The sequence below is a fragment of the Pantoea sp. X-Soil-ISGK-421 genome (assembly GCF_059730785.1).
In genome coordinates this window covers 2,999,062-3,023,156 of the sequence record NZ_AP035979.1, presented here as the reverse complement: position 1 = coordinate 3,023,156, position 24,095 = coordinate 2,999,062, and the positions used below count along the sequence as shown (strand labels likewise).

Here is a 24,095-nt window from a genome sequence, read left to right as displayed (position 1 = left end):
ATTCCGGCTGCTGCATCGCTATAATGCGCCGCCTTTATTGCCCGCAGGAGTTGCCCGGTGAACCCACAAACTGATGAATATTGGATGCGTTATGCGCTGGAACTGGCTAAGCGCGCGTGGGAGCAGGGCGAAGTGCCGGTTGGTGCGGTGTTGGTGCAGGGCGATAACGTGATTGGCGAAGGCTGGAATCGGCCGATTGGTCAGCACGACCCCACCGCGCATGCCGAGATCATGGCGCTACGTCAGGGTGGCAAGGTGCTGGAAAACTATCGTCTGCTGGATACCACGCTCTATGTCACGCTGGAACCTTGTGTGATGTGTGCCGGTGCGATGGTGCACAGTCGCATCACGCGGCTGGTGTATGGCGCTAAGGATGAGAAAACCGGCGCGGCCGGTTCACTGCTGGATGTGATTGGTCATCCCGGTATGAATCATCACATTCAGATTGATTGCGGTGTGCTGGCGGATGAATGCGCTGGGATGCTGAGTGACTTCTTCCGCATGCGTCGTGAGCAGAAGAAGGCGCTGCGTCAGGCGCAGCGCACCGGTTAATTCATCGCAATTTTCGGTTCGACCGCCGGGTAACCGGCGCCTAACTCGGCCTCGAGCGCCGACTGCTGCGCTAAACGCTTCTCCTGCTCCTGCAAATATCCCACCAGGCTTATCTGATACTTACGGATATTCTCCACGTAGTTATACGCTTCATGCCCGCGCGCGTAGCCGTAGGTGGTTTGCGTGTAATAGCGCTTCTGGCTCAGCATCGGCAAACGTAGCTTCACGTCGGCCCAGCTGTCCGGATTGCCGCCCTGTTTCGCCGTCAGCTTACGCACATCCAGCATGTGCGCGTAGCCCATGTTATAAGCCGCCAGCGCAAACCAGATACGTTCATCTTCAGGAATGCTCTCGGGCACTTTTTCCATCATGCGTTTGAGATATTCGCTGCCGCCACGAATGCTCTGTTCGGGATCGAGACGATCGTTGACGTCAAGGCTGTCGGCGGTATTACGCGTCAACATCATCATGCCGCGCACGCCAGTTGGCGAAGTGGCCTGCGGATTCCAGTGCGATTCCTGATATGAGATCGCCGCCAGCAAACGCCAATCCATGCTGGCCGAATATTTCTCAAACAGCGGTTTGATATCCGGCAGCGTGTTGTCAATGGCGCGCAGGAACGTGCGAGTATCAACGTAATCAAAGGTGCCAACGTGACCGAGATATTTCTCTTCCAGCCGCGCCATGGTGCCTTCTTCGCCCATCTGGCTATAGAAGTCGAGCATCGCCGCGTTTAGGCTGTCATCATCGTTACGTGGCAAGTACCAGGTAACCGGTTCTTCATCTGTCACATCAAACGCCACCGCCAGCTGCGGATGAATACGCTGCAGCAAGCCAATGGTGACCGAATCACCTACGGTGTAATCGAGTTTGCCGTCGGCAACCGCTTCGAGCAGCGCTTTCTGGCCCTGATCGGTGGAGATCGCCCAGTCGAGATCGGGATAGCTGTCAGCTTTGGCGGAACGTAAAGTTGACAGATATGCCGAACCGGACTGCACAATCAGGCGGCCTTTAAGATCGCCGAGATTTTTTGGTCGGGGCTTATCAATGCGGTACACCAGCTGCTGCGACACCGAATAGTAGCTCGGGCCACTTTGGTAGTGCGCGAGGCGCTCGCTGTTGTAGATCAGACCGGCAGCCAGCAAATCCGCTTTACCGTCATCCAGGTCGTCAAACAGATCGCCGAGGTTAGGACGCACCTCAACCTCAAGTTTCACGCCAAGATAATCGGCGAAGCGCTTCGCCAGCTCGTAATCCATGCCGGCTGGTGCATTGTTAATGGTGTAGTAAGTCAGCGGAGAGTTAACGGTACTGATGCGCAGCACTCCGCGTGATTTGATCTGTGATAGCGCGTCTGTTCCGCTCCCGTACCACGGGATTGAAGGCCACAATGCTAGCGCAAGTAGCACGGTGATCAGACCGATAAACAGATAGTTTATTTTTAGGCGTTTCAAATAGTTGTCTCGTAATGGCTCACAGGCCTCTGTCTTTTAAAGGCAGTATTTATGTTGTTTTAACTCCCAGAGCGATGGGCATTTTGCGCAACAAAAAGGGGCAGGGCAACTTTTATAGCAAGAATTGTGCAAAATTCAGCCAAACGCCAGGTGCCAGAATTTATGCGCAAACGGTTTCGTAACCGGTGCTGTTTCTCTATAATACCGCCCGTTTTCCCCTGTTGCGCCCAATGAAGCGTCGCCCGGCACTTCAAAGACGAGAGATCTTTAATGATGGAAATTCTGCGTGGTTCGCCCGCTCTGTCGGCATTTCGTGTAAACAAACTGCTGACCCGCTTTCAGGACGCTCACCTTTCAGTGAGTGATATTTACGCCGAGTACGTCCATTTTGCCGATGTGAGCGCACCGCTCAGTGCGGATGAGCAAGCCCGCCTGCAACGTCTGCTTAAATACGGTCCTTCTCTCGCCGAACATGCGCCACAAGGGCGTCTGTTGCTGGTAACGCCGCGTCCCGGCACCATTTCACCCTGGTCATCGAAAGCCACCGACATCGCCCACAACTGCGATCTGCCACAGGTTTTGCGCCTTGAGCGCGGCATGGCCTTTTATGTGCAAGCGCCCACGCTGACGGAAGCACAGTGGCAGCAACTGGCCAGCCTGCTGCATGATCGCATGATGGAAACTGTATTCACTGACCTCAACGATGCGCAGCAGCTGTTTGCTCACCATCAGCCACAGCCGCTTTCAACTATCGACGTGCTGGGCGCAGGTCGCAGCGCGCTGGATCAGGCCAACACCACGCTGGGCCTGGCGCTGGCCGACGATGAGATCGATTATCTGCTCGACGCCTTTACCAAGCTGGGCCGCAATCCGAACGACATCGAGCTCTACATGTTTGCGCAAGCAAACTCCGAGCACTGCCGTCACAAGATCTTCAATGCCGACTGGATTATCGACGGCGAAAAGCAGCCGAAGTCGCTGTTTAAAATGATTAAAAACACCTTTGAACACAATCCTGAGCATGTGCTGTCTGCTTATAAAGACAACGCTGCGGTCATGGAAGGTTCCGAGGTTGGCCGCTTCTATGCCGATGCACAGAAGGGCGAATACGCATTCCATCAGGAAGAAGCGCACATCCTGATGAAAGTCGAAACCCATAACCACCCAACCGCCATTTCACCGTGGCCGGGTGCGGCGACCGGTTCCGGTGGCGAAATCCGTGATGAAGGTGCCACCGGACGTGGCGCGAAGCCCAAAGCCGGTCTGGTCGGATTCTCGGTATCGAACCTGCGTATTCCAGGCTTCGAACAGCCGTGGGAAGAGGATTTCGGCAAGCCGGATCGCATTGTTACTGCACTGGATATCATGACCGAAGGCCCGCTAGGCGGCGCGGCGTTCAACAATGAATTTGGTCGTCCGGCCCTGAACGGCTATTTCCGTACCTATGAAGAGCGCGTCAACAGTCACAATGGCGTGGAACTGCGCGGCTATCACAAGCCAATCATGCTGGCGGGCGGCATCGGTAACATCCGTGCCGATCACGTGCAGAAAGGCGAGATTGTCGTGGGCGCCAAGCTGATCGTGCTGGGCGGTCCGGCCATGAACATCGGTTTGGGCGGTGGCGCGGCATCGTCAATGGCTTCTGGCCAGTCAGATGCCGATCTCGACTTTGCATCTGTCCAGCGCGACAACCCAGAAATGGAGCGTCGTTGCCAGGAAGTGATCGACCGCTGCTGGCAGCTGGGCGAAGCTAACCCGATTCTGTTCATCCACGATGTGGGCGCAGGCGGTCTTTCGAACGCCATGCCAGAACTGGTGAGCGACGGTAATCGTGGTGGTAATTTCAATCTGCGCGACATCCTCAGCGATGAACCAGGCATGAGCCCGCTGGAAGTCTGGTGTAACGAATCGCAGGAACGTTATGTGCTGGCAGTAGCGCCGGAGAAACTGGCGCTGTTTGATGAGCTGTGCCTGCGTGAACGCGCGCCGTATGCGGTGATTGGTGAAGCCACTGAAGAGCTGCACCTGAACCTCGCCGACAGCCACTTCGACAATAAGCCCATCGACATGCCGCTCGACGTGCTGCTGGGCAAAACGCCGAAGATGACGCGTGATGTTGCCAGTCAGCAAGCCAAAGGCGATGCGCTACAGCGCGATGGGATTACCGTTGCGGATGCAGTGAATCGTGTGCTGCACTTGCCGACCGTAGCGGAAAAAACCTTCCTGATTACTATTGGCGATCGCAGCGTAACCGGCATGGTCGCGCGCGATCAGATGGTGGGGCCGTGGCAGATTCCGGTGGCGAACTGCGCCGTCACCACCGCCAGCCTCGATAGCTATCACGGTGAAGCCTTCTCCCTCGGCGAACGTGCGCCAGTCGCCTTGCTCGACTTCGCGGCTTCAGGTCGTCTGGCAGTCGGTGAGGCGCTGACCAACATCGCAGCAACCTCAATTGGTTCGCTGCAACGCGTGAAGCTCTCCGCGAACTGGATGGCCGCTGCCGGTCACCCGGGCGAAGACGCCGGTTTGTACGCTGCCGTTAAAGCGGTCGGCGAAGAGTTGTGTCCCGCGTTGGGCATCACCATTCCAGTGGGCAAAGACTCCATGTCGATGAAAACCCGCTGGCAGCAAGGTACCGAGCAGCGCGAAATGACCTCGCCGCTGTCGCTGGTCATCACTGCATTTGCGCGTATTGAAGATGTGCGTCGCACGGTGACACCGCAGCTGCAAGCCGATCAAGATAACCTGCTGCTGCTGGTGGATCTGGGCAACGGTGCTAACACCTTGGGTGCAACCGCGCTGTCGCAGGTGTATCGTCAACTGGGCGACAAACCTGCCGACGTGCGTGACGCCACCCAACTGGCGGGCTTCTTTAACGCCATTCAGGCGCTGGTAGCTGAGCAGAAACTGCTGGCCTATCACGACCGTTCTGACGGCGGCCTGCTGGTCACGCTGGCGGAGATGGCCTTTACCGGTCACTGCGGAATCGAAGCCGATATCGCCGCACTGGGCAGCGATGCGTTAGCTGCATTGTTCACCGAAGAACTGGGCGCGGTGCTGCAGATTAACGCAGCGGATCGTGCAGCTGTTGAGAAGGTGTTTGCTGACCACGGCCTGAGCGCGAGCCTGCATGTGATAGGTAAAGCGTTGCCGGGCGATCGCTTCGTGATCCGTTCTGGCGATAGTGTGGTGTACAGCGAAAGCCGCACCACGTTGCGTACCTGGTGGGCAGAAACCACTTGGCAGATGCAGCGTCTGCGTGATAACCCAGCCTGCGCCGATCAGGAGCATGAAGCGAAGAAAGACGATAACGACCCAGGTCTGAACGTCCATTTGACCTTTAAGCCAGAAGAGGATGTTGCAGCCCCGATGATTGCAACCGGCGCACGTCCGCGTGTGGCGGTATTGCGTGAGCAGGGCGTCAACTCACACGTAGAAATGGCCGCCGCCTTCCACCGTGCTGGCTTTACTGCAGTTGACGTGCACATGAGCGATCTGTTGGCTGGTCGTCGCGGTCTGGAAGAGTTCCAGGCACTGGTCGCCTGCGGTGGCTTCTCTTACGGTGATGTGCTGGGCGCGGGTGAAGGCTGGGCGAAATCCATCCTGTTCAATGGCCGCGTGCGTGATGAGTTTGAGAACTTCTTCCATCGTCCACAGACGCTGGCACTCGGCGTATGTAACGGTTGCCAGATGATGTCGAACCTGCGTGAACTGATTCCAGGCAGCGAACTATGGCCACGCTTTGTGCGTAACCAGTCCGAGCGTTTCGAAGCACGTTTCAGCCTGGTCGAGGTAGCGGCGAGTCCGTCGCTGTTGCTAGATGGCATGGTTGGATCGCATATGCCAATCGCGGTATCGCACGGTGAAGGTTTTGTTGAAGTACGCGACGGTGCGCATTTGGCACAGCTGGAGAGCAAAGGATTGGTGGCGCTGCGCTTCGTCGACAACTTCGGCAAAGTGACGGAAAGCTACCCGGCGAACCCGAACGGCTCACCAAACGGCATCACTGCGGTAACCAACGAAAGCGGCCGCGTCACCATTATGATGCCGCACCCAGAGCGTGTGTTCCGTACCGTGAGCAACTCCTGGCATCCGGCAGAGTGGGGCGAAGATAGCCCGTGGATGCGTATCTTCCGCAACGCGCGTAAGCAGTTGGGTTAAGCGTTCATCCTGCATGTTATCGGTGCCCATTAATGGGCACCCTACAAAGGCCGCGCAAAAGCGGCCTTTATTTTTTCGTAGGGTCGCCATTCATAGCGACCTGTCTGAAATCGGCATTGATTACGAACTGTCGGAAATTGGCGACATTACGCCTGTGGTGGTGTCGTCAAAAGGTGACATTTAACCCATTGATTTATATGATCTGGAAATACATGCTCTAAACCTGTTGCTAATCAGCGACATTTTTCCCAGACCGTCCGGTCCGCTTTTCAGGCGAGGATCGCTTCCCATCTGGCATTCCTCTGATAATAAACACTATTTATTTATTGGCACGATACTTGCTATACTCCCTGTGTGGCTCATTCATCTGTTTATGATTGCCCCGCTTTAGCGGCTGAGCTCATAAAAACCGAATGACGCACCAAACGGAGCCTGTCGTCCACCTCACCGATAATCGTTTGCTTTGCAACGTTATCAAGCATCGGACGCAACGTTGAGTTAGGCTCCACCTTTTTTGCAAGCGATGCTGCGGCGTCGCTCTCACGGCAGGCCAAAAGGCCTGCCGTTTTCATATCTGGCCTTTCTTCCATTTTGATACTTCGCTAGCATGCCTGCAGCTCACATTTAAGGAAGCGCGGTTGTGAATAAATGGCGTCTGTTTCCCCGATCCCTGCGGCAGTTGGTGTTAATGGCCTTCCTGCTGGTATTGTTGCCGCTGCTGGTATTGGCGTGGCAAGCGTGGGAAAGCCTCTCGGCGTTAAGCAACCAGGCGGCGGATACCAACCGCAACACTTTTACCGATGTGCGTCGCAGCGAAGCGATGGCGCGGACCGCGCTGGAGCTGGAGCGCAGCTATCGTCAATATTGTGTACTTGGCGATGCGTCGCTGGCGAAGCTGTATCAAACGCAATGGACGCGTTACGGCCAAATGCTCAGCAGTCACGCCGCCAGTTTGCCCGATCTGCCTTCATTCAAAGTACTGCAAACGACCCTACCGCAGCTGCAGCAGATGCAGTGCGATAACGGCAATCCTGAAGCGCAAGCCGCCAATGCGCTGGAGCGTTTCTCCGATACCAATACAAAAATGGTGCAGGCCACGCGTGAAGTGGTGTTTTCGCGCGGCTTACAGCTGCAGCGTGAAATTGCCGATCGCGGCCAGTTTTTTGGCTGGCAGGCGCTAATCCTGTTCCTGATCAGCCTGGTGCTGGTCTTACTGTTCACTGGGATGATCATCGGTCCGGTGAAGCGGGTTGAGCGCATGATCAATCGGCTGGGTGAAGGCAAAACTTTAGGCGATAGCGGCAGCTTTCGCGGTCCACGTGAGATCCGATCTCTGGGCCAGCGCATCGTCTGGCTGAGTGAGCGTTTAAGCTGGCTGGAGGAGCAGCGCCACGAATTTCTGCGGCATCTGTCGCATGAGCTGAAAACGCCGCTCGCCAGCCTGCGTGAAGGTACTGAACTGCTGGCGGATCAAGTCGCCGGTCCACTGAATGCCGAGCAGCAGGAAGTGGTGGCGATTCTCGATACCAGCAGCCGCCATTTACAGCGTCTCATCGAGCAGTTACTCGATTACAACCGCAAGCTGGCCGATAGCCCAATGGCTCTGGAGCCCGTTGCGCTAAATGAAATCATAGATGCGGTAGTAAAAGTGCACTCGTTGCCAGCCAATGCACGTGAAATGACGACGCACATTGATCTGCAAGTGCATCACTGTCTTGCGGAAGCGACGCTGCTGCAACGTGTGATTGATAACCTCTACTCGAACGCCGTGAACTACGGCAGCGAATCCGGTAACATCTGGCTGCAGAGCCAGCAGAAGGGCAACCAGGTGTGGATTGAGGTGGCGAACACCGGCACACCGATTCCGGCTGAAGAGCAGGCGATGATTTTTGAGCCCTTTTATCAGGGCAGCCAACAGCGTAAAGGGCCGGTTAAAGGCAGTGGGCTGGGCTTAAGCATCGCCAAAGATTGTCTGCGCAGGATGCACGGCGATCTGCAGTTGGTAACACGCAAGGATGCGGATGTCTGTTTTCGTATCATTTTGACGACCAGCGCCGGGAATGCCTGATTAATGAAATTCACCCTATCTAAATTTGTGACCTGTGCAGTGCTGGCGTTAAGCCTCAGTGCCTGTCAGACACCGTCACAAGATCGTGCGCAGCATAATGGCGTCAGCGTGCCTGAACCGGACGTGCGTCTGCCGGATTACCTCGCGACCGATTGCCAAAATGTGTGGCAAATCGAAACGCCAGCCGCCTCAGGCAATCCGCTGTATTGGCAGCGCGCCATTGATTGCGCCGAGCATTTATCGCCGGCTGAAGCGCGTGCTGAAGCACGTCGTTGGCCGGTGCAAGGTTGGGCGCGTGCCTTTAAACAAGGCATCTTACTCGCGAACGGTAACGTCACGCCGGTCGAACGCCGTGATTACGTCACCACATTGGACGGTTATAGCGCCTCTTATCCGGCGGCAGTGCGTCCGCTGCTGCAGCTGTGGCGCAGCAACCAGGCGGCGCAACTTGAGTTGAGTGAAGCGCGAGGACGTTACGCGGCGCTGCAGCAAAGTAATGATGCTGAAATGGATAACCTGCGCCAGCAGCAAACCAAAATGCGCCAGTCACTGACCGATACCCAACGCAAGTTAGAGCGTTTAACTGATATTGAACGCCAGTTGTCATCGCGCAAGGTGCCGGACAGCAGCGACGCAGCGCACGGCGGCAGCGATGTGCAGAGTGAGGATCAGTAATCATGAAACAGGCCGCACGTTTATTGCTGGTGGATGACGATCCGGGCTTACTAAAACTGCTCGGGATGCGTCTGAGTAGCGAAGGCTATCAGGTAGCGACGGCCGCCAGCGGGCCGGAAGCGCTGCGTCATCTGCAGAAAGAGAAGGTCGATTTGGTGATCAGCGACCTGCGCATGGATGAAATGGATGGTCTGGCGCTGTTCGGCGAAGTGCAGAAACGCCATGCGGGTTTACCGGTAATTATTCTCACTGCGCACGGTTCGATCCCCGAAGCCGTTTCCGCCACCCAACAAGGCGTGTTCAGCTTTCTGACCAAACCCGTCGATCGTGATGCCTTGTACAAAGCGATAGATGAAGCGCTGGCCCAACGCGCGCCGATCAGCGATGACCGCTGGCGCGAAGCGATTGTGACACGGAATCCGCAGATGCTGCGCTTGCTGGAACAATCGCACATGGTGGCACAATCTGACGTAAGCGTTCTGATCAATGGCCAAAGCGGCACCGGCAAAGAAGTATTGGCGCAGGCGATCCATGCCGCCAGCCCGCGCGGTACTAAGCCATTCATCGCTATCAACTGCGGTGCGCTGCCGGAACAACTCTTAGAGTCCGAACTGTTTGGTCACGCTAAAGGGGCTTTCACCGGCGCAGTCAGCGCGCGTGAGGGGCTGTTCCAGGCGGCAGAAGGCGGCACGCTGTTCCTGGATGAAATTGGTGATATGCCGCAAGCGTTGCAAGTGAAACTGCTGCGCGTGCTGCAGGAGCGTAAAGTTCGGCCGTTAGGCAGCAACCGCGATCTGGATATTAACGTGCGCATTATTTCAGCCACTCACCGCGATTTGCCGAAAGCGATGGAGAAGAAGAGCTTCCGCGAGGATCTCTACTATCGTCTTAACGTGGTGAACCTGAAAATTCCAGCGCTGCACGAGCGTGCCGAAGATATTCCGCTGCTGGCGAATCATCTGCTGCGGCAGTCCGCCGATCGTCATAAACCCTTTGTGCGTAGCTTCTCGGTGGATGCGATGAAGCGATTGGTCAGCGCCGCATGGCCGGGCAATGTGCGTCAACTGGTCAACGTGATTGAGCAGTGTGTCGCCTTAAGTACCGCGCCGGTCATCGGAGATGCTTTAGTAGAGCAGGCGCTGGCAGGCGAAAATACCGCGTTGCCCACTTTCGTTGAAGCGCGTAATCAGTTTGAGCTGAACTATCTGCGTAAATTGCTGCAGATGACTAAAGGAAATGTCACTAACGCTGCGCGTCTGGCTGGACGTAACCGCACTGAATTCTATAAGCTGCTGTCGCGCCATGAACTGGACGCCAGCGAATTTAAAGAGTAGCTTGCTGCGGCGGTGTCAGGAACACTTATACTAACGGTATCCGTCCATCATGGAGGGAGTAAAAAAGGATCTGTCATGAAAAAGATCGATGCAATTATTAAACCATTCAAACTCGATGATGTACGTGAAGCGTTAGCGGAAGTGGGCATCACCGGGATGACGGTCAGTGAAGTGAAAGGTTTTGGTCGTCAGAAAGGCCACACTGAGCTGTATCGCGGCGCAGAGTACATGGTTGATTTTCTGCCAAAAGTGAAAATCGAAATGGTGGTAGGTGACGATATCGTCGATACCTGCGTAGAAACCATTATGAAAACTGCGCAGACCGGCAAAATCGGCGATGGCAAAATCTTTGTCTTTGACGTGGCGCGCGTTGTGCGTATCCGTACCGGTGAAGAGGATGAAGAGGCGATTTAAGCCCCTTCGCGCATTGCCTGAAAAAGCCTGCCTTATGCAGGCTTTTTTGTTTTACAGCACTTTGTGAGGACCAAATACTTCGTAGTGAATGCGGTCGGCGCTTACGCCTGCATCGACGAGCTGACGCGCGACAAACTGCATAAACGGCAGCGGTCCGCAGATCCAAAACTGTCGATCGGCTTGGTTTAATGCGGAGGATACACTCGCCAAATCCATCAAGCCCTGCGCGTCGTAACGTCCGGCATCGGCACTTTCTGGCTGGCGATACCAAACGTGACTGGTGAAGTTTGGCAGGCGTGCGCCCAGAGATTTCACTTCTTCAGCGAAGGCATGTTGAGATCCTGCTTCAACGGCATGTAACCAGTTGACCGCCGCCGCATGTTGCTGCTCTACCAGATTGGCTAGCATCGCCAACATTGGGGTTTGCCCCACGCCAGCAGAAATCAGCGTAATTGGCGTGGCTGCTTCGGTCTGCAGGAAGAAATCACCCGCTGGTGCAGCGCACTGCACGATATCACCCACCTGCGCATTATTGTGCAGCCAGCCCGACACGCTACCCAGTTCTTCGCGTTTAACCGCGATGCGATAAAACGTCCCGTTTGGCTGGTGGGTCAGCGAATACTGACGATGCTGAATATGTTCGTTGCCTGTCGGCTGCAAACTGATGGCCAGATACTGACCTGGTAGGAAGGTTGCCACCGGCTGACCGTCGTTGGGCACCAGCTCAAAACTCTTGATAACCGAACTTTCCTGATTGATGGCGCGAATACGGAAATCACGCGCGCCGCGCCAGCCACCCGTCTTCGCTTCGGAGGCAGAATAGATGGCTTCTTCCCGCTGAATAAACACATCGGCCAGCACGCCATACGCTTTGCCCCACGCGGTTAGCACTTCATCACCCGGATGCAGCAGCTCATCAATCGTCGCCAGCAGGTTTTCGCCCACAATCGCGTACTGCTCGGGCTGAATGTTCAGGCTGGTATGCTTCTGCGCAATTTTCTCCACCGCCGGCAACAGCACGGCCAAATTTTCCAGGTTGCTGCCATAAGCCACAATGGCGTTGAACAACGCTTCCCGCTGATTGCCGCTGCGCTGGTTGTTCATGTTGAACACGTTTTTCAGTTCAGGATGTTGCGTCAGTAAACGCTGGTAGAAATGACCGGTAAGCTGCGGACCGATCTGGGCAATGGCGGGCAAGGTGGATTTGATGGTAGCGATAGTTTGCGCGTCGAGCATGGTGACATCCTCAGAGTGAATTTAAACATGTATTTTAAATGCATCTTATGGGTAATCGAAGCGCCTGTAAATCCCCTGTTGTGATTAAGGATTAGGCAAAAAAGGTGCGTGCTGGCCCGCAAAGCTGAAATTTTCTCCGGTTGAATGTGAGGAAATATCGTCATTTTCAGGCTTGCAAAAAAGCGTAAAAAACCCGTTCCAGCGCCATGCCAATCGTTTGCGCAAAAAGAGGGGATTGACGCTACCGTCACCTGTCAAAACCGTTTACACTGTTCGCCTTCGCCCCCTTGCCGGGGCCTATACTGCCGTTAAAAAGTTAGCTGAGTCAGGAGAGTCCGGATGTTAAAGCGTGATATGAACATTGCCGATTATGATGCCGCGTTGTGGCAGGCTATGGAGCAAGAGAAAGTGCGTCAGGAAGAGCACATTGAACTGATTGCTTCTGAAAACTACACCAGCCCACGCGTAATGCAGGCCCAAGGTTCACAGCTCACCAACAAATATGCCGAAGGCTATCCGGGCAAACGTTATTACGGCGGATGTGAATACGTTGATATCGTTGAGCAACTGGCGATCGATCGTGCGAAAGAACTGTTCGGCGCCGATTTCGCGAACGTGCAGCCGCACTCCGGTTCTCAGGCTAACTTCGCGGTTTACACTGCGCTGCTGCAGCCGGGCGACACCATTCTGGGCATGAACCTGGCGCACGGTGGTCACCTGACACACGGTTCTCCGGTGAACTTGTCTGGTAAGCTGTACAACGTTATCCCTTACGGCATCGATGAAACCGGCAAAATCAACTACGAAGAACTGGCTGAGCTGGCGCAAACCCACAAGCCAAAAATGATTGTTGGCGGCTTCTCTGCTTACTCAGGCGTGTGCGATTGGGCCAAAATGCGTGAAATCGCCGACAGCGTTGGCGCATACCTGTTCGTTGATATGGCACACGTAGCGGGCCTGATTGCTGCAGACGTGTACCCAAACCCGGTTCCTCACGCACACATCGTGACTTCTACCACCCATAAAACCCTGGCGGGTCCGCGCGGCGGCCTGATTCTGGCGAAAAACGGTGACGAAGATCTGTATAAAAAACTGAACTCCGCGGTGTTCCCGGGTGGTCAGGGCGGTCCTTTGATGCACGTGATCGCCGGTAAAGCGGTGGCGTTCAAAGAAGCAATGGAACCAGAGTTCAAGACTTATCAACAGCAGGTTGCTAAGAACGCTAAAGCGATGGTGGAAGTTCTGCTGGAGCGCGGTTACAACATCGTTTCCGGTGGCACTCACAACCACTTGTTCCTGATTGATCTGGTCAGCAAAAACCTGACCGGTAAAGAAGCCGATGCCGCTCTGGGCCGCGCCAACATCACCGTGAACAAAAACAGCGTACCAAACGATCCGAAGAGCCCGTTCGTGACCTCTGGCGTGCGTATTGGTACACCTGCAGTGACGCGTCGTGGCTTCAAAGAAGCTGAAGTCCGTGAGCTGGCGGGCTGGATCGCTGACGTGCTGGACAACATTAACGACGAAGCGACCATCGAACGCACCAAACAGAAAGTGCTGGAAATCTGCAGCCGTCTGCCGGTGTACGCGTAACCTTTACGCGGGTCGATGCAGGACAAAAAAGGATGGCGCAAGCCATCCTTTTTTTATTGCCGTCGCCGCAGTGCTCTGACAAAGTAGCGCGCACTCGTGCTGCTCAGCAGCATTTTTGCTGGAGGGAATATGGCAATCGGCTCCGCCAAATGGCTCGGTTTGGGCTACTTCACTTACTTCTTTTGTTACGGCATTTACCTGCCTTTCTGGAGCGTCTGGCTAAAAGGCACCGGACTCGATGCGGAAAAAATCGGTCTGCTGCTGGGGTGTGGCATGGTGGCGCGCTTTGTCGGCAGTTTGCTGATTGCCTCGCAGGTAAAAAATCCCTCACAGCTGATCACCGCGCTGCGTCTGCTGGCGCTGATGACGTGCCTGTTCGCCGTCGGTTATTGGCTGGGACAACAGTGGCTGTGGCTGCTGTTCGTGATGATCGGCTTCAACCTGTTTTTCTCACCGCTGGTGCCGCTGAGTGATGCGCTGGCCGCCACCTGGACGCAGCAAATCGGCCTGGCTTACGGGCCGGTTCGTCTTTGGGGGTCGCTGGCATTTGTCATCAGTTCCGCTTTAACCGGCATGTTAGTCACGGCGTTCTCGTCTCAGGCGATTTTGGTGCTGCTCTCATTAGGCGCCATCAGCATGTTGGGCGGAATGATGTTAACGCCAGCGACCAGACCGCAGGGCAGTGAACGCCAGACGTCAACCGACGGTGGCTGGCAAGTGTGGCGTGACCTGCTGCGCGAAAATGCGGTGTGGCGCTTTATGTTATGCGTGACATTGTTGCAGGGTGCGCATGCGGCTTACTACAGCTTCAGCGCGATCTGGTGGCAGGAGAGCGGTTATTCCGCGTCAATTATTGGCTATTTGTGGTCGTTAGGCGTGGTTGCTGAGATTGTTATTTTTGCGCTCAGCAGCCGACTGTTCCACCGTTGGACCGCGCGCGATCTGCTGCTGTTATCCGGCGTGAGCGCCATTATCCGCTGGACGTTGCTGGGTTCCAGCACGGCGTTGCCGTTGCTGATTGTGGCGCAGATCCTGCACTGCGGCAGCTTCACCGTCTGCCATTTAGCGGCGATGCGTTTTATTGCCGCGCGTAAGGGTGCAGAAGTGATTCGTTTGCAATCACTTTACTCGGCATTGGCGATGGGCGGCGGTATCGCAGTGATGACAATGATTTGCGGTGTACTCTTTACCCATCTGCAAGGACATCTGTTCTGGGTAATGGCCTTAGTGGCGTTGCCGGCATTGTTCCTGCGTCCGCGTGCTGCTTAGCTCTCCAGCAACTGACGAATGCGCTGCTGCTGATGACTACTCAGCGGCAGCTCAGCCTGGATTAGCGGCGGTGAAAACAGCGGCAACGAAATGGCGTACGGCGTGATCACCAGCGCGATATCGCGCGGCGCGCCCTCACGCTGAAAGTGGACGACATCCTGATAGCTGATGTTAATGGGTAGCAGCATCATTTCCCGCAGCTGCTGCTCCAGTAACTGCTCCAGCGCCGCATCTGCGCCCGTCAGCAGTAATACCTGCTTTTCCTGCAATGCACTTTCTTGCATCAGCCAGGCACCAAATAACACCGCAACCAAACTGACCTCTTCAGCGCTAAAGCGTGTGGCAAAATTCCGGCTGAAATGCTCGAGTGCGCGCTCTGTGGTGCGCAGCAGACGCGGATAGAGCCGTGCAACATCCAGCGCCACGCTGTTATCTATGCCGATGGAGAAGTGGCTGCGATCAAGTGCCTGTGCCAGATGAGTAAAAAGTTGCTGCCTGAGTTCGGACTGATTTTTGAAACGGGTCTGCGCCAGCTGCTCAAAGCGCGCAATCAACGCTTCCACTGAATGCATCAACTTGACAGCTTGTGGATGGTCGAGCTGCGCACCGTTCGGTGCATGAAGCAGGCTGAACAGCAGCGTCCAGAAGTCGGTTTCACTGACGTCGGGCGCTAAGTGGCAGCGTTTCTGCCAATGGTGAATTACGTCGTCCGCGGCAGCGCGTTCAATTTTTTCCGCCAGCCATGCGCGTTGTCCCTCATTGAAAAGGGCGTTCTGTCGCTGGCACAGCGAATACTTCATGAAGATTTGCAGAAACAGGCGGTCACGTGCGCTGAAGTCGCGCGCCAGACGCAGGCTGCAGTGCTGGATCAGCGCCTGCAAGTTCGTTTCATCCCACAGCGCTTTCTCGATTTGCAGTATTTTCAGGCGCTGACGCAGCACCGGGGCAAAATGCTCGCAGACAAACGCCTGCGACAAACGCAGCGCGCGTCGCAGCCAGTGGATCAGGCACAGCCGCCTGTCCAGTTCCGTCCCATGAATGCGGAAGCTGCCATCGACCATCTGGTGTAGCTCCAGTTGGTGGTAACGCTGTATCTCATCTCCCACATCCGCGATATCCTGTCGGGCGACAACAGGCGCAACACCATTTAACTGGCAGAGCTTTTCAAGCGTCAAAGCGGGAGCGGGCAGAAATAGCAGCAGTAACAGATGACAACGACGCTGGGAGCGGCTGAAGAGTGGTGCAGAGGAAGGTGCAGAACTCATCAATGGTTTATCCGCAGGTCACTTTTGAGCTAAGAATAGCTAACTCCACGCGGTAACCTTGCACTTTGTCGTGACTTTTGTTCAGAGCTTTAGGGCGGGTCACAATTTTTCTGGACCACTCTACACTTCACTTTAAAATTGTTACTTTATAACACATGAAAATTGCACTCATTACGTTTACGCTGTTGTTCAGCACCGCAGCCTGGTCACATCCGCACAGCTTTATTGACATGAAAACCGAGTTCATCAGTGAAAACCAACATCTTAGCGGCATGAAAATGGTGTGGACCATGGATGAGATTACCTCCGCGGACTTGCTCTACGACGCAGGTAAGGCTAAGCCCGGCGATGTGGTGTGGAAAAAGCTGGCCGCGCAGGTGATGGCGAATGTGCTCGGTCAGCACTATTTCACCGAGGTGTGGCAAGATAAAAATCGGGTCAAATTCCTGAATTTGCCGAAAGAGTACAACCTGTCGCGCAACGGCAACAAAGCGGTGCTGGAGTTTATCGTGCCGTTTGGCGAGCCGCAGGTAATGCGCGCGACGCAGTATCGCATTCAGACCTTCGATCCCAGTTATTTCGTTGATATGTATTATGATAATCCGCAGGCATTAACCATGGACGACGTCGTTAAATCCCATTGCCAAATCGATCTGTACACGCCGAAACCGGATGACTCGCTGAAACAATATGCGCTGTCGCTGGATAAAGCTGATGCGCCGCCAGAGGATATGGATCTGGGCCAGCAATTCGCTCAAACGGTAACGCTGACATGTCATTGATTTCGCTTCCTTCCCATGCACGACGCTTATGGCCGCTGTGGCTGATGGCGGGGTTAATGCTGTTGGCGGGCGTGCTGTTTTGGCAGCACTGGTCGCAAATTTTGCTGCAAAGCGTGCTGTGGCAAAAAGTCCTGAATCGCGAGATGACGCAGCTGTTGCAGCAGGTCGCTGAGCAACCGCAGCAGGCGGGCGTGACGCTGATGTTGTTTAGCCTCGCCTATGGCGTGCTGCATGCGTTGGGGCCGGGACACGGCAAAGTGGTGATCAGCACTTTTCTCGCTACGCACCCCGCAAAGCTGAAAACCAGTCTGAAACTGACGTTGCTGGCAGCATTGCTGCAAGGCAGCGTGGCGATAGTTTTGGTGACGCTGATGTTGGTGGTTCTGCAAACCTCATCGCGCCAGATGCATCTCGGCAGTTATTGGCTGGAGAAGGGCAGTTATCTGTTAGTTGTTGCACTCGGGATTTGGGTTGGTTGGCGTGCGCTGCGAACGCTGCACCAGCAATTACGAACTAAACCAAAAATGCAGATTCACGCCATTCGTCCGCAGCATCAGCACGACGAACACTGCGGCTGCGGTCATGCTCATCTGCCAAGCGCCGCGCAGATGGATCAGGCGGTGAGCGGCAAAACCCAAGCGTTAGTGGTGTTCTCAATGGGACTGCGTCCCTGTTCCGGTGCCATCATGATGCTGCTGTTCGCTAAAGTAATCGGTGTTTATGCATGGGGCGTAGCTTCGGCCGTGGCGATGGCGATGGGCACCGCATTGACGGTGTCAGCGCTCGGCTTGTTAGTACAGCGTTCTCGTGCGTTGGCACTGCGTTTAGGGCGCGCCAGCGACACTAATCCCTTGGCTAAGCTGCTCATGCCAGTGTTTGCGCTATTGGGCAGTGTGTTGTTAATCGTCGCGGGCGTTGCCTTATGGCAGAGCGCCTCGCCAGGCATTGGCGGCGGAATTCGTCCATTATGAAATTAAGGATAAACAGGTAGTGTAAATAACTCGCTGCTGCAAGTATTTCTCCCCTCAATAAGCAATTAAATATCTCCGCTTAGTACGCTGGTGAAAATAGATTTCTCTGTCTAAGCTCAATCACACCAGTCAATATTCTGGTGGCTTGAGCAATAATAAAATTTCAGCAAAACATTCTGCGAGGAGAAAACGATGCCTGAAACTCGGATTAATAATGGCAGCGTGGATACGGTGCACGAAGTGCATGGCGGCCTACCATTGAAACGTATTTCCTGGAGCGCAGTATTTGCCGGCGTTATCGCTGCGCTAATAATTCATATTTTATTAGGGATATTAGGTACGGCGATTGGTGCGACAACCATCGATCCACAACAGGAACAAAATCCACTGCAGCATTTGGGCACTGGCGCATTAATCTGGACTGGCGTCAGCATGCTGATCGCCATGGGTGTCGGCAGCTACGTTGCCGGGCGTCTGGCGCAGCGTGAAGGGGCTTTGCACGGATTATTAATGTTTGGTGTCAGCACTATCCTGACATTATGGTTGGCGATTACCCTGGCGACTGGGGTTATTGGCGGTGCCTTTAATATTTTAGGTGCTGGCGTGAATGCGGTGGGCAATGGAATTTCCGCTGCGGCGCCTTCACTGACCAATATGGCAAAAGAAAAGCTGCAGGAAAGTAATATCAATCTGGATGATTTAAAAAATGAACTGCAAACCACATTGCGCCAAACCGGTAAATCGGAATTACAGCCTGAGAATCTACAAAAGGATGTAAATAACGAAGCCAATAATGCGCAAAATCAGGCAGAGCAAACGGCGCAGAATCCACAGAATGCTGATAATGATCTGGCTAATTGGTTGAAAGGCGTTATGAATCGTCATTCAGATACCTTGCAGGCTGCCGACCGCGATGCGCTGAAAAATATTATCAAAGCACGCACCGGTAAAAGCGATCAGGAAGTCGAGCAGATTGTGACTCAGACCGAGGAGAGCTATAAAAAAGCCGTGCAACAGTATCAGGAGTTGAAACAGCAGGCGGAGCAGAAAGCCCGCGAAGTGGCTGAGCAAGCGGCAGCCGCAACGGCGAAAGCGAGCTGGTTTACCTTCTTTATGCTGGTGATTGAAGCGGTACTGGCGGCGTTGCTGGGACGCGTGGGTCGCAAGACACAGCCGCGTCAGGTATTAAGTCACGAACGTCGGTAATAAAAAAGGCGGCTGATTCAGCCGCCTTCTCTTATTTAGCGCTTCAGCGCTTCACTCAATTCTTCACGCATCGATGCCAGCATAGCTTTCACTACGCGTGGGTTACCGGCAACGATGTTACCTGACATCACATAACCGTGGTTGCCAGTAAAGTCAGTCACCAAACCGCCCGCTTCACGCACCAGCAGTTCGCCCGCCGCAAAATCCCATGGCTTCAGGCCAATCTCAAAGAAACCATCAACGCGACCCGCAGCGGTGTAAGCCAGATCCAGCGCAGCCGAACCGGTACGACGGAAATCAGCACACTGCGTGAACAGTTTGCCAACGATGTTGATGTAAGGCGTTGCGTGCTGCTTCAACTTGAACGGGAAGCCGGTAGCCAGAATGGTGCCATCCAGATCGCGAGCCGTGCTGCCGCGCAGGCGGTAACCGTTCAGCTGTGCGCCCTGACCGCGTACTGCGGTAAACAGTTCGTTGCGCATTGGATCGTAAACCACAGCAACTTCGGTGCGGCCTTTAATGCGCACAGCGATAGAAACTGAGAAGTGTGGTAAACGCTTGATGAAGTTGGTGGTGCCATCCAGCGGATCGATTACCCATTGAATGTCTTGATCTTCGCCCGCCAATTCACCGCTTTCTTCGGTGATGATGGTGTGTTTCGGGTACGATTTACGAATTACTTCGATAATCAGACGTTCTGCGTCACGGTCAACATTGGTAACGAAGTCGTTGCTGCCTTTTTGGCTGGCTTCGACAGCGTCCGGGGTTTCATAATTCTTGGCAATTAAATTTCCGGCCTTGCGCGCGGCGCGCACGGCTATGTTGAGCATCGGATGCATCGGTATCTCTCGCTGGATGTTAAAGAACGGGGAAAACGGCGCGGAGTATATCAGCGTGTTCAGCAAATGTCCTCTTTTTATGTTAGAATGCGCGCCATCATTTCCCTGACCGCCTCTAATTATGCTGCAAAATATCCGAATCGTACTGGTAGAAACGTCGCACACTGGCAACATGGGTTCCGTCGCACGCGCGATGAAAACCATGGGCTTAACCAACCTTTATCTGGTCAATCCGTTGGTGAAACCCGATTCACAGGCCATTTCCCTCGCCGCTGGCGCCAGCGATGTCATTGGTAATGCGCGCATTGTCGATACTCTGGATGAAGCCATCGCTGGCTGTAGTTTGGTGGTTGGCACCAGCGCACGTTCACGCTCACTGCCGTGGCCGATGCTCGACTCGCGCGAGTGCGGTATCAAAAGCGTGGAAGAAGGCCAGCAGGCGCCGGTCGCCTTGGTATTTGGTCGTGAGCGCGTCGGCCTGACCAACGAAGAGTTGCAGAAGTGTCACTATCACGTCGCGATTCAGGCCAATCCGGAATACAGCTCGCTGAATCTGGCGATGGCGGTGCAGATCATCGCTTACGAAGTGCGCATGGCATGGCTGGACGCGCAGGAAAAAGCCGCGCCCGCAGCAGAGCCCGACGTGTCGCCGTATCCATTGGTCGACGATCTGGAGCGCTTCTATCAGCACATCGAACAGATGATGTTGAACAGCGGCTTTATCCGCGAAGGTACACCAAGCCAGGTAATGAGCAAGCTGCGTCGTTTATATACGCGTGCTCGCCCGGAACGCGACGAACTCAACATCCTGCGCGGCATGATGGCATCGTTTGAAAAGCGCAAAGGTAATGGGGATAATAGTTGAGTAAAACAGTCGGTTAAATAGTTGAGTAAATTACTCGGTTAAATAGTTGACCGTTTTACTCAGGAATGTCAGACTGGCGTCAATTCTTCAGATAACCCGCCGATAATCGGACGGACGCTTACGAGGTTGTATGCTATGAGACTGACATCCAAAGGACGTTATGCCGTAACCGCTATGCTGGACGTTGCACTGCACTCACACGAGGGCCCGGTGCCGCTAGCTGACATTTCTGAGCGTCAGGGCATTTCGCTGTCCTATCTGGAGCAGTTATTCTCGCGTCTGCGTAAGCACGGCTTAGTGGCCAGCGTTCGTGGTCCAGGCGGCGGTTATCTGTTAGGTAAAGACTCTGGCGCTATCGCCGTGGGTGCCGTGATCACTGCCGTTGACGAATCTGTCGATGCCACCAAATGCCAGGGTAAAGAAGGCTGCCAGGGCGGCGAGCGTTGCCTGACACACGTGCTGTGGCGCGATCTGAGTGAGCGCATCAGCGACTTCCTCAATAACATCACGCTGGCGGAATTGGTGAATAACCAGGAAATTCTTGATGTCGCCGATCGTCAGAACACCGTCGATAATCGTCGCTTCCAGCAGCATCGTGTGCAAGAAACCATCAACGTTAATCTTCGCGCGTAATCTGACTTAGCCTGGTTTTCCCAACCCTGAATGATTTGAGTTTGAGGAAGGCGGCACGCGAGCGTATCCCCAGGAGCATACACAAGTATGTGACTGGGGTGAGTGAGTGCAGCCAACGCACCTATAACTTGAAGCATGACGGGTTCATACTGGAAAGGCCGAATGTGCTATAAAGACGTATAATTTTTTATACGGAGTTTTAGCGCAATGAAATTACCGATTTACCTGGATTACGCAGCCACTACGCCTGCTGATCCGCGTGTCGCCACCAAAATGATGCAGTTCCTCACGATGGATGGCACTTTCGGTAACCCCGCGTCCCGTTCCCACCGTTTTGGCTGGCAGGCTGAAGAAGCTGTTGATGTCGCTCGCAACCAAATTGCTGAGCTGGTCAATGCCGACCCCCGTGAAATCGTCTTTACCTCCGGCGCGACCGAAGCTGATAACCTTGCCATTAAAGGTGCAGCGCAATTTCATCAGGCGCGCGGCAAACACATTATTACCAGCCAAACCGAACACAAAGCGGTGCTCGACAGTTGCCTGCAACTGGCGCACGAAGGCTTTGATGTCACCTTCTTACAGCCTGGCGGCGACGGTATTGTCACGCCGCAGATGCTCGAATCTGCACTGCGCGACGACACGGTGCTGGTGTCGCTGATGCACGTCAATAATGAAACCGGTGTGATTCAGGATATCGCCGCACTCGGCGCGCTGTGCCGTGCGCGTGACATCCTGTTCCACGTTGATGCCACGCAAAGCGTCGGCAAACTGCCGATTGACGTCACTGAACTGCCGGTGGATTTGATGTCGTTCTCAGCGCACAAGCTGTATGGCCCGAAAGGCATCGGTGCGCTGTGGGTGCGTCGTAAACCACGTCTGCAACTTGATGCACAGATGCACGGCGGCGGTCACGAGCGCGGCATGCGTTCTGGCACTTTGCCGGTGCATCAGATTGTCGGCATGGGCGAAGCCTACCGCATTGCGCGCGAAGAGATGAGCAGCGAAATGGCGCGTCTGGTCGAGCTGCGCCAGCGTCTGTGGAGCGGCATTAATCAATTGGGTCACGTGAACCTCAACGGTTCGCTGGAGCAGGGCGCTCCGAACATCCTCAATATTAGTTTTGCCCACGTCGATGGCGAATCGTTGATTATGGCGCTGAAAGATTTGGCGCTGTCATCCGGTTCCGCCTGTACCTCGGCCAGTCTCGAACCTTCCTATGTACTGCGCGCGATGGGCGTTGAGCAGGAGCTGGCACACAGCTCGCTGCGTTTTTCGCTTGGGCGCTTCACCAGCGCAGAGGAAATTGAGTACGCTATCGAGCTGGTTAACAAAGCGGTAACACGTTTGCGGGCGCTCTCGCCTGCGGCAAACTCCCGCTAATTCATGCACCCCTTGCGCCGGTTCTGGCGCAAGGTGACACCTAACGCAAACGGAGCCACGCGATGACAACACAACCGATGATAATTACGCTCAGCTCCCAGGCCGCCGATGCGCGCTGGGGTGACAAAGCGCTGCTGAGCAGCAACGAAAGTGGCATGACCGTTCACCTGACTGGCGCAGATGCGCTGATGAGCATCCAGCGCGCGGGTCGCAAGCTGGACGGTCAGGGCATTCGTCATGTCGCATTGCAGGGCGAAGGCTGGGATTTGGAAAAGTGCTGGGCATTCTGGCAAGGCTATCGCAGCCCGAAAGGCAAACGTCAGGTCGAGTGGCCGGAATTCAATGAGGCCGATCAGGCAGAGTTTGCGCGTCGTCTGAAGATCGTTGATTGGGTGCGCGATACCATCAACCTGCCGGCGGAAGATCTCAGCCCGGAACAGCTGGCGCACAACGCGGTTGATTTGATCAACGAAGTGGGCGGCAAAGCGGTCAGCTATCGCATCACCAAAGGTGATGACCTGCGCGTACAAGGTTACACCGGCATCCACACCGTGGGTCGTGGTTCAACGCGCGCGCCGGTGCTGCTGGCGCTGGATTTCAATCCAACCGGAGATGAAAATGCACCGGTTTACGCGTGTCTGGTCGGTAAAGGCATCACCTTTGATACCGGCGGTTACAGCCTGAAGCAGAGCGCCTTTATGGACTCAATGAAGTCCGATATGGGCGGTGCGGCAACGCTCACTGGCGCACTGGCGCTGGCGATTTCACGTGGTTTGAATAAGCGCGTGAAACTGTTCCTGTGCTGCGCAGACAACATGGTCAGCGGCAACGCGTTCCGTCTGGGCGACATCATCCGCTATCGTAACGGCAAAACCGTAGAAGTGATGAACACCGATGCGGAAGGGCGTCTGGTGCTGGCTGATGGCCTGATCGATGCCAGTGAACAGAATCCTGAACTGCTGATCGATGCGGCAACGCTGACCGGTGCGGCGAAAACTGCGCTGGGCAATGATTATCATGCGCTGTTTACCTTTGACGATGTGCTGGCGGAATCGCTGCTTGGCAGCGCGACCGGCGAAAATGAAGCCTTCTGGCGTCTGCCGTTGGCTGAGTTCCATCGCAGCCATCTGCCTTCGAACTTTGCCGATCTGAATAACATCGCCAGCCCGTCACACGCGGCGGGTGCCAGCAGCGCGGCTGCGTTCCTGTCGCATTTCGTCAGCAAATATCAGCAAGGCTGGCTGCACATTGACTGCTCCGCGACGTACCGCAAAGGCGCGGTGGATCAGTGGTCCGCCGGTGCGACCGGTTTGGGCGTGCGCACCGTCGCTAACCTGTTACTGAAATAATCCTCATCATGGCAGACGTAAGTCTGCCTATTTTTTTGGAAATCATTAC

20 protein-coding genes are annotated in these 24,095 nt (G+C 54.9%); 15 read left to right on the top strand and 5 right to left on the bottom strand.

Translation table 11 applies throughout. The features are described 5' to 3' along the window. Positions 1 to 57: 57 nt before the first annotated feature. On the top strand, positions 58 to 552 hold the full coding sequence (gene tadA, locus AC6I8K_RS14020; protein WP_073991675.1) for a tRNA adenosine(34) deaminase TadA: 495 nt from the start codon (positions 58 to 60) through the stop codon (positions 550 to 552). Here the strand turns inward: tadA and mltF are convergent. Next, the gene (mltF, locus tag AC6I8K_RS14015) at positions 549 to 2,006 is read right to left on the bottom strand and encodes a membrane-bound lytic murein transglycosylase MltF (protein WP_064739574.1); all 1,458 of its coding nucleotides are present in this window, start codon (positions 2,004 to 2,006) and stop codon (positions 549 to 551) included. The genes tadA and mltF overlap by 4 nt on opposite strands. Positions 2,007 to 2,276: 270 nt before the next feature. On the opposite strand from mltF, the gene purL reads away from it, so the two are divergent. Then, the gene (purL, locus tag AC6I8K_RS14010) at positions 2,277 to 6,167 is read left to right on the top strand and encodes a phosphoribosylformylglycinamidine synthase (protein WP_497826924.1); all 3,891 of its coding nucleotides are present in this window, start codon (positions 2,277 to 2,279) and stop codon (positions 6,165 to 6,167) included. A gap of 371 nt (positions 6,168 to 6,538) precedes the next feature. Here purL and AC6I8K_RS14005 read toward each other — a convergent pair whose 3' ends face one another. Further along, positions 6,539 to 6,757, bottom strand: a complete 219-nt coding sequence (locus AC6I8K_RS14005) for a hypothetical protein (RefSeq protein WP_064739572.1) — start codon at positions 6,755 to 6,757, stop codon at positions 6,539 to 6,541. A 50-nt stretch (positions 6,758 to 6,807) separates the two neighbouring features. Here AC6I8K_RS14005 and AC6I8K_RS14000 point away from each other — a divergent pair, with 50 nt between their 5' ends. The 4 genes from AC6I8K_RS14000 (at position 6,808) to glnB (ending at position 10,658) form a co-directional block, all read left to right on the top strand. Next, positions 6,808 to 8,235, top strand: coding sequence for a sensor histidine kinase (locus tag AC6I8K_RS14000; RefSeq protein ID WP_497826923.1), 1,428 nt, complete (start codon positions 6,808 to 6,810; stop codon positions 8,233 to 8,235). A 3-nt stretch (positions 8,236 to 8,238) separates the two neighbouring features. Continuing rightward, on the top strand, positions 8,239 to 8,910 hold the full coding sequence (gene qseG / locus AC6I8K_RS13995; protein WP_497826922.1) for a two-component system QseEF-associated lipoprotein QseG: 672 nt from the start codon (positions 8,239 to 8,241) through the stop codon (positions 8,908 to 8,910). Between the two features lie 2 nt (positions 8,911 to 8,912). Continuing rightward, positions 8,913 to 10,244 (top strand): two-component system response regulator GlrR, encoded by a 1,332-nt coding sequence (gene glrR, locus AC6I8K_RS13990; protein WP_064739569.1) that lies wholly within the window; start codon positions 8,913 to 8,915, stop codon positions 10,242 to 10,244. Between the two features lie 75 nt (positions 10,245 to 10,319). Then, entirely contained in the window at positions 10,320 to 10,658 is a 339-nt protein-coding gene (glnB, locus tag AC6I8K_RS13985) for a nitrogen regulatory protein P-II (RefSeq protein ID WP_007886217.1), read from the top strand. A 51-nt stretch (positions 10,659 to 10,709) separates the two neighbouring features. Here glnB and hmpA read toward each other — a convergent pair whose 3' ends face one another. Then, positions 10,710 to 11,894: an NO-inducible flavohemoprotein gene (hmpA, locus tag AC6I8K_RS13980; RefSeq protein ID WP_497826921.1), complete on the bottom strand. Its 1,185-nt coding sequence runs from the start codon at positions 11,892 to 11,894 to the stop codon at positions 10,710 to 10,712. A 339-nt stretch (positions 11,895 to 12,233) separates the two neighbouring features. Here hmpA and glyA point away from each other — a divergent pair, with 339 nt between their 5' ends. Both glyA and AC6I8K_RS13970 read left to right on the top strand, forming a co-directional pair. Next, entirely contained in the window at positions 12,234 to 13,487 is a 1,254-nt protein-coding gene (gene glyA / locus AC6I8K_RS13975; protein ID WP_064739567.1) for a serine hydroxymethyltransferase, read from the top strand. Between the two features lie 129 nt (positions 13,488 to 13,616). Continuing rightward, a complete protein-coding gene (locus tag AC6I8K_RS13970; RefSeq protein ID WP_483815975.1) occupies positions 13,617 to 14,756 on the top strand; it encodes a 3-phenylpropionate MFS transporter in 1,140 nt (379 codons plus the stop codon). On the opposite strand, the gene csiE is transcribed toward AC6I8K_RS13970, so the two are convergent. Continuing rightward, on the bottom strand, positions 14,753 to 16,021 hold the full coding sequence (gene csiE / locus AC6I8K_RS13965) for a stationary phase inducible protein CsiE (RefSeq protein WP_483815974.1): 1,269 nt from the start codon (positions 16,019 to 16,021) through the stop codon (positions 14,753 to 14,755). The two genes, AC6I8K_RS13970 and csiE, sit on opposite strands and share 4 nt — an antisense overlap. Positions 16,022 to 16,176: 155 nt before the next feature. Here csiE and AC6I8K_RS13960 point away from each other — a divergent pair, with 155 nt between their 5' ends. The 3 genes from AC6I8K_RS13960 (at position 16,177) to AC6I8K_RS13950 (ending at position 18,980) form a co-directional block, all read left to right on the top strand. Then, positions 16,177 to 16,803, top strand: a complete 627-nt coding sequence (locus AC6I8K_RS13960) for a DUF1007 family protein (protein ID WP_483815973.1) — start codon at positions 16,177 to 16,179, stop codon at positions 16,801 to 16,803. Continuing rightward, entirely contained in the window at positions 16,794 to 17,774 is a 981-nt protein-coding gene (locus AC6I8K_RS13955; protein WP_497826920.1) for a nickel/cobalt transporter, read from the top strand. The genes AC6I8K_RS13960 and AC6I8K_RS13955 overlap by 10 nt, the downstream gene beginning before the upstream one ends. A 192-nt stretch (positions 17,775 to 17,966) precedes the next feature. Next, a complete protein-coding gene (locus tag AC6I8K_RS13950) occupies positions 17,967 to 18,980 on the top strand; it encodes an MFS transporter (RefSeq protein WP_064739562.1) in 1,014 nt (337 codons plus the stop codon). Between the two features lie 35 nt (positions 18,981 to 19,015). Here AC6I8K_RS13950 and suhB read toward each other — a convergent pair whose 3' ends face one another. Next, a complete protein-coding gene (suhB, locus tag AC6I8K_RS13945; RefSeq protein ID WP_008108283.1) occupies positions 19,016 to 19,819 on the bottom strand; it encodes an inositol-1-monophosphatase in 804 nt (267 codons plus the stop codon). Positions 19,820 to 19,940: 121 nt separating this feature from the next. Between suhB and trmJ the strand changes: the two genes are divergently transcribed. The 4 genes from trmJ (at position 19,941) to pepB (ending at position 24,046) form a co-directional block, all read left to right on the top strand. Continuing rightward, positions 19,941 to 20,684: a tRNA (cytosine(32)/uridine(32)-2'-O)-methyltransferase TrmJ gene (trmJ, locus tag AC6I8K_RS13940; protein ID WP_064739561.1), complete on the top strand. Its 744-nt coding sequence runs from the start codon at positions 19,941 to 19,943 to the stop codon at positions 20,682 to 20,684. Between the two features lie 135 nt (positions 20,685 to 20,819). Continuing rightward, entirely contained in the window at positions 20,820 to 21,317 is a 498-nt protein-coding gene (iscR, locus tag AC6I8K_RS13935; protein WP_007886228.1) for a Fe-S cluster assembly transcriptional regulator IscR, read from the top strand. A gap of 207 nt (positions 21,318 to 21,524) precedes the next feature. Continuing rightward, entirely contained in the window at positions 21,525 to 22,697 is a 1,173-nt protein-coding gene (locus tag AC6I8K_RS13930; RefSeq protein WP_497826919.1) for an IscS subfamily cysteine desulfurase, read from the top strand. A 62-nt stretch (positions 22,698 to 22,759) separates the two neighbouring features. After that, positions 22,760 to 24,046: an aminopeptidase PepB gene (pepB, locus tag AC6I8K_RS13925; RefSeq protein WP_064739559.1), complete on the top strand. Its 1,287-nt coding sequence runs from the start codon at positions 22,760 to 22,762 to the stop codon at positions 24,044 to 24,046. The last annotated feature ends 49 nt before the right edge of the window (positions 24,047 to 24,095 follow it).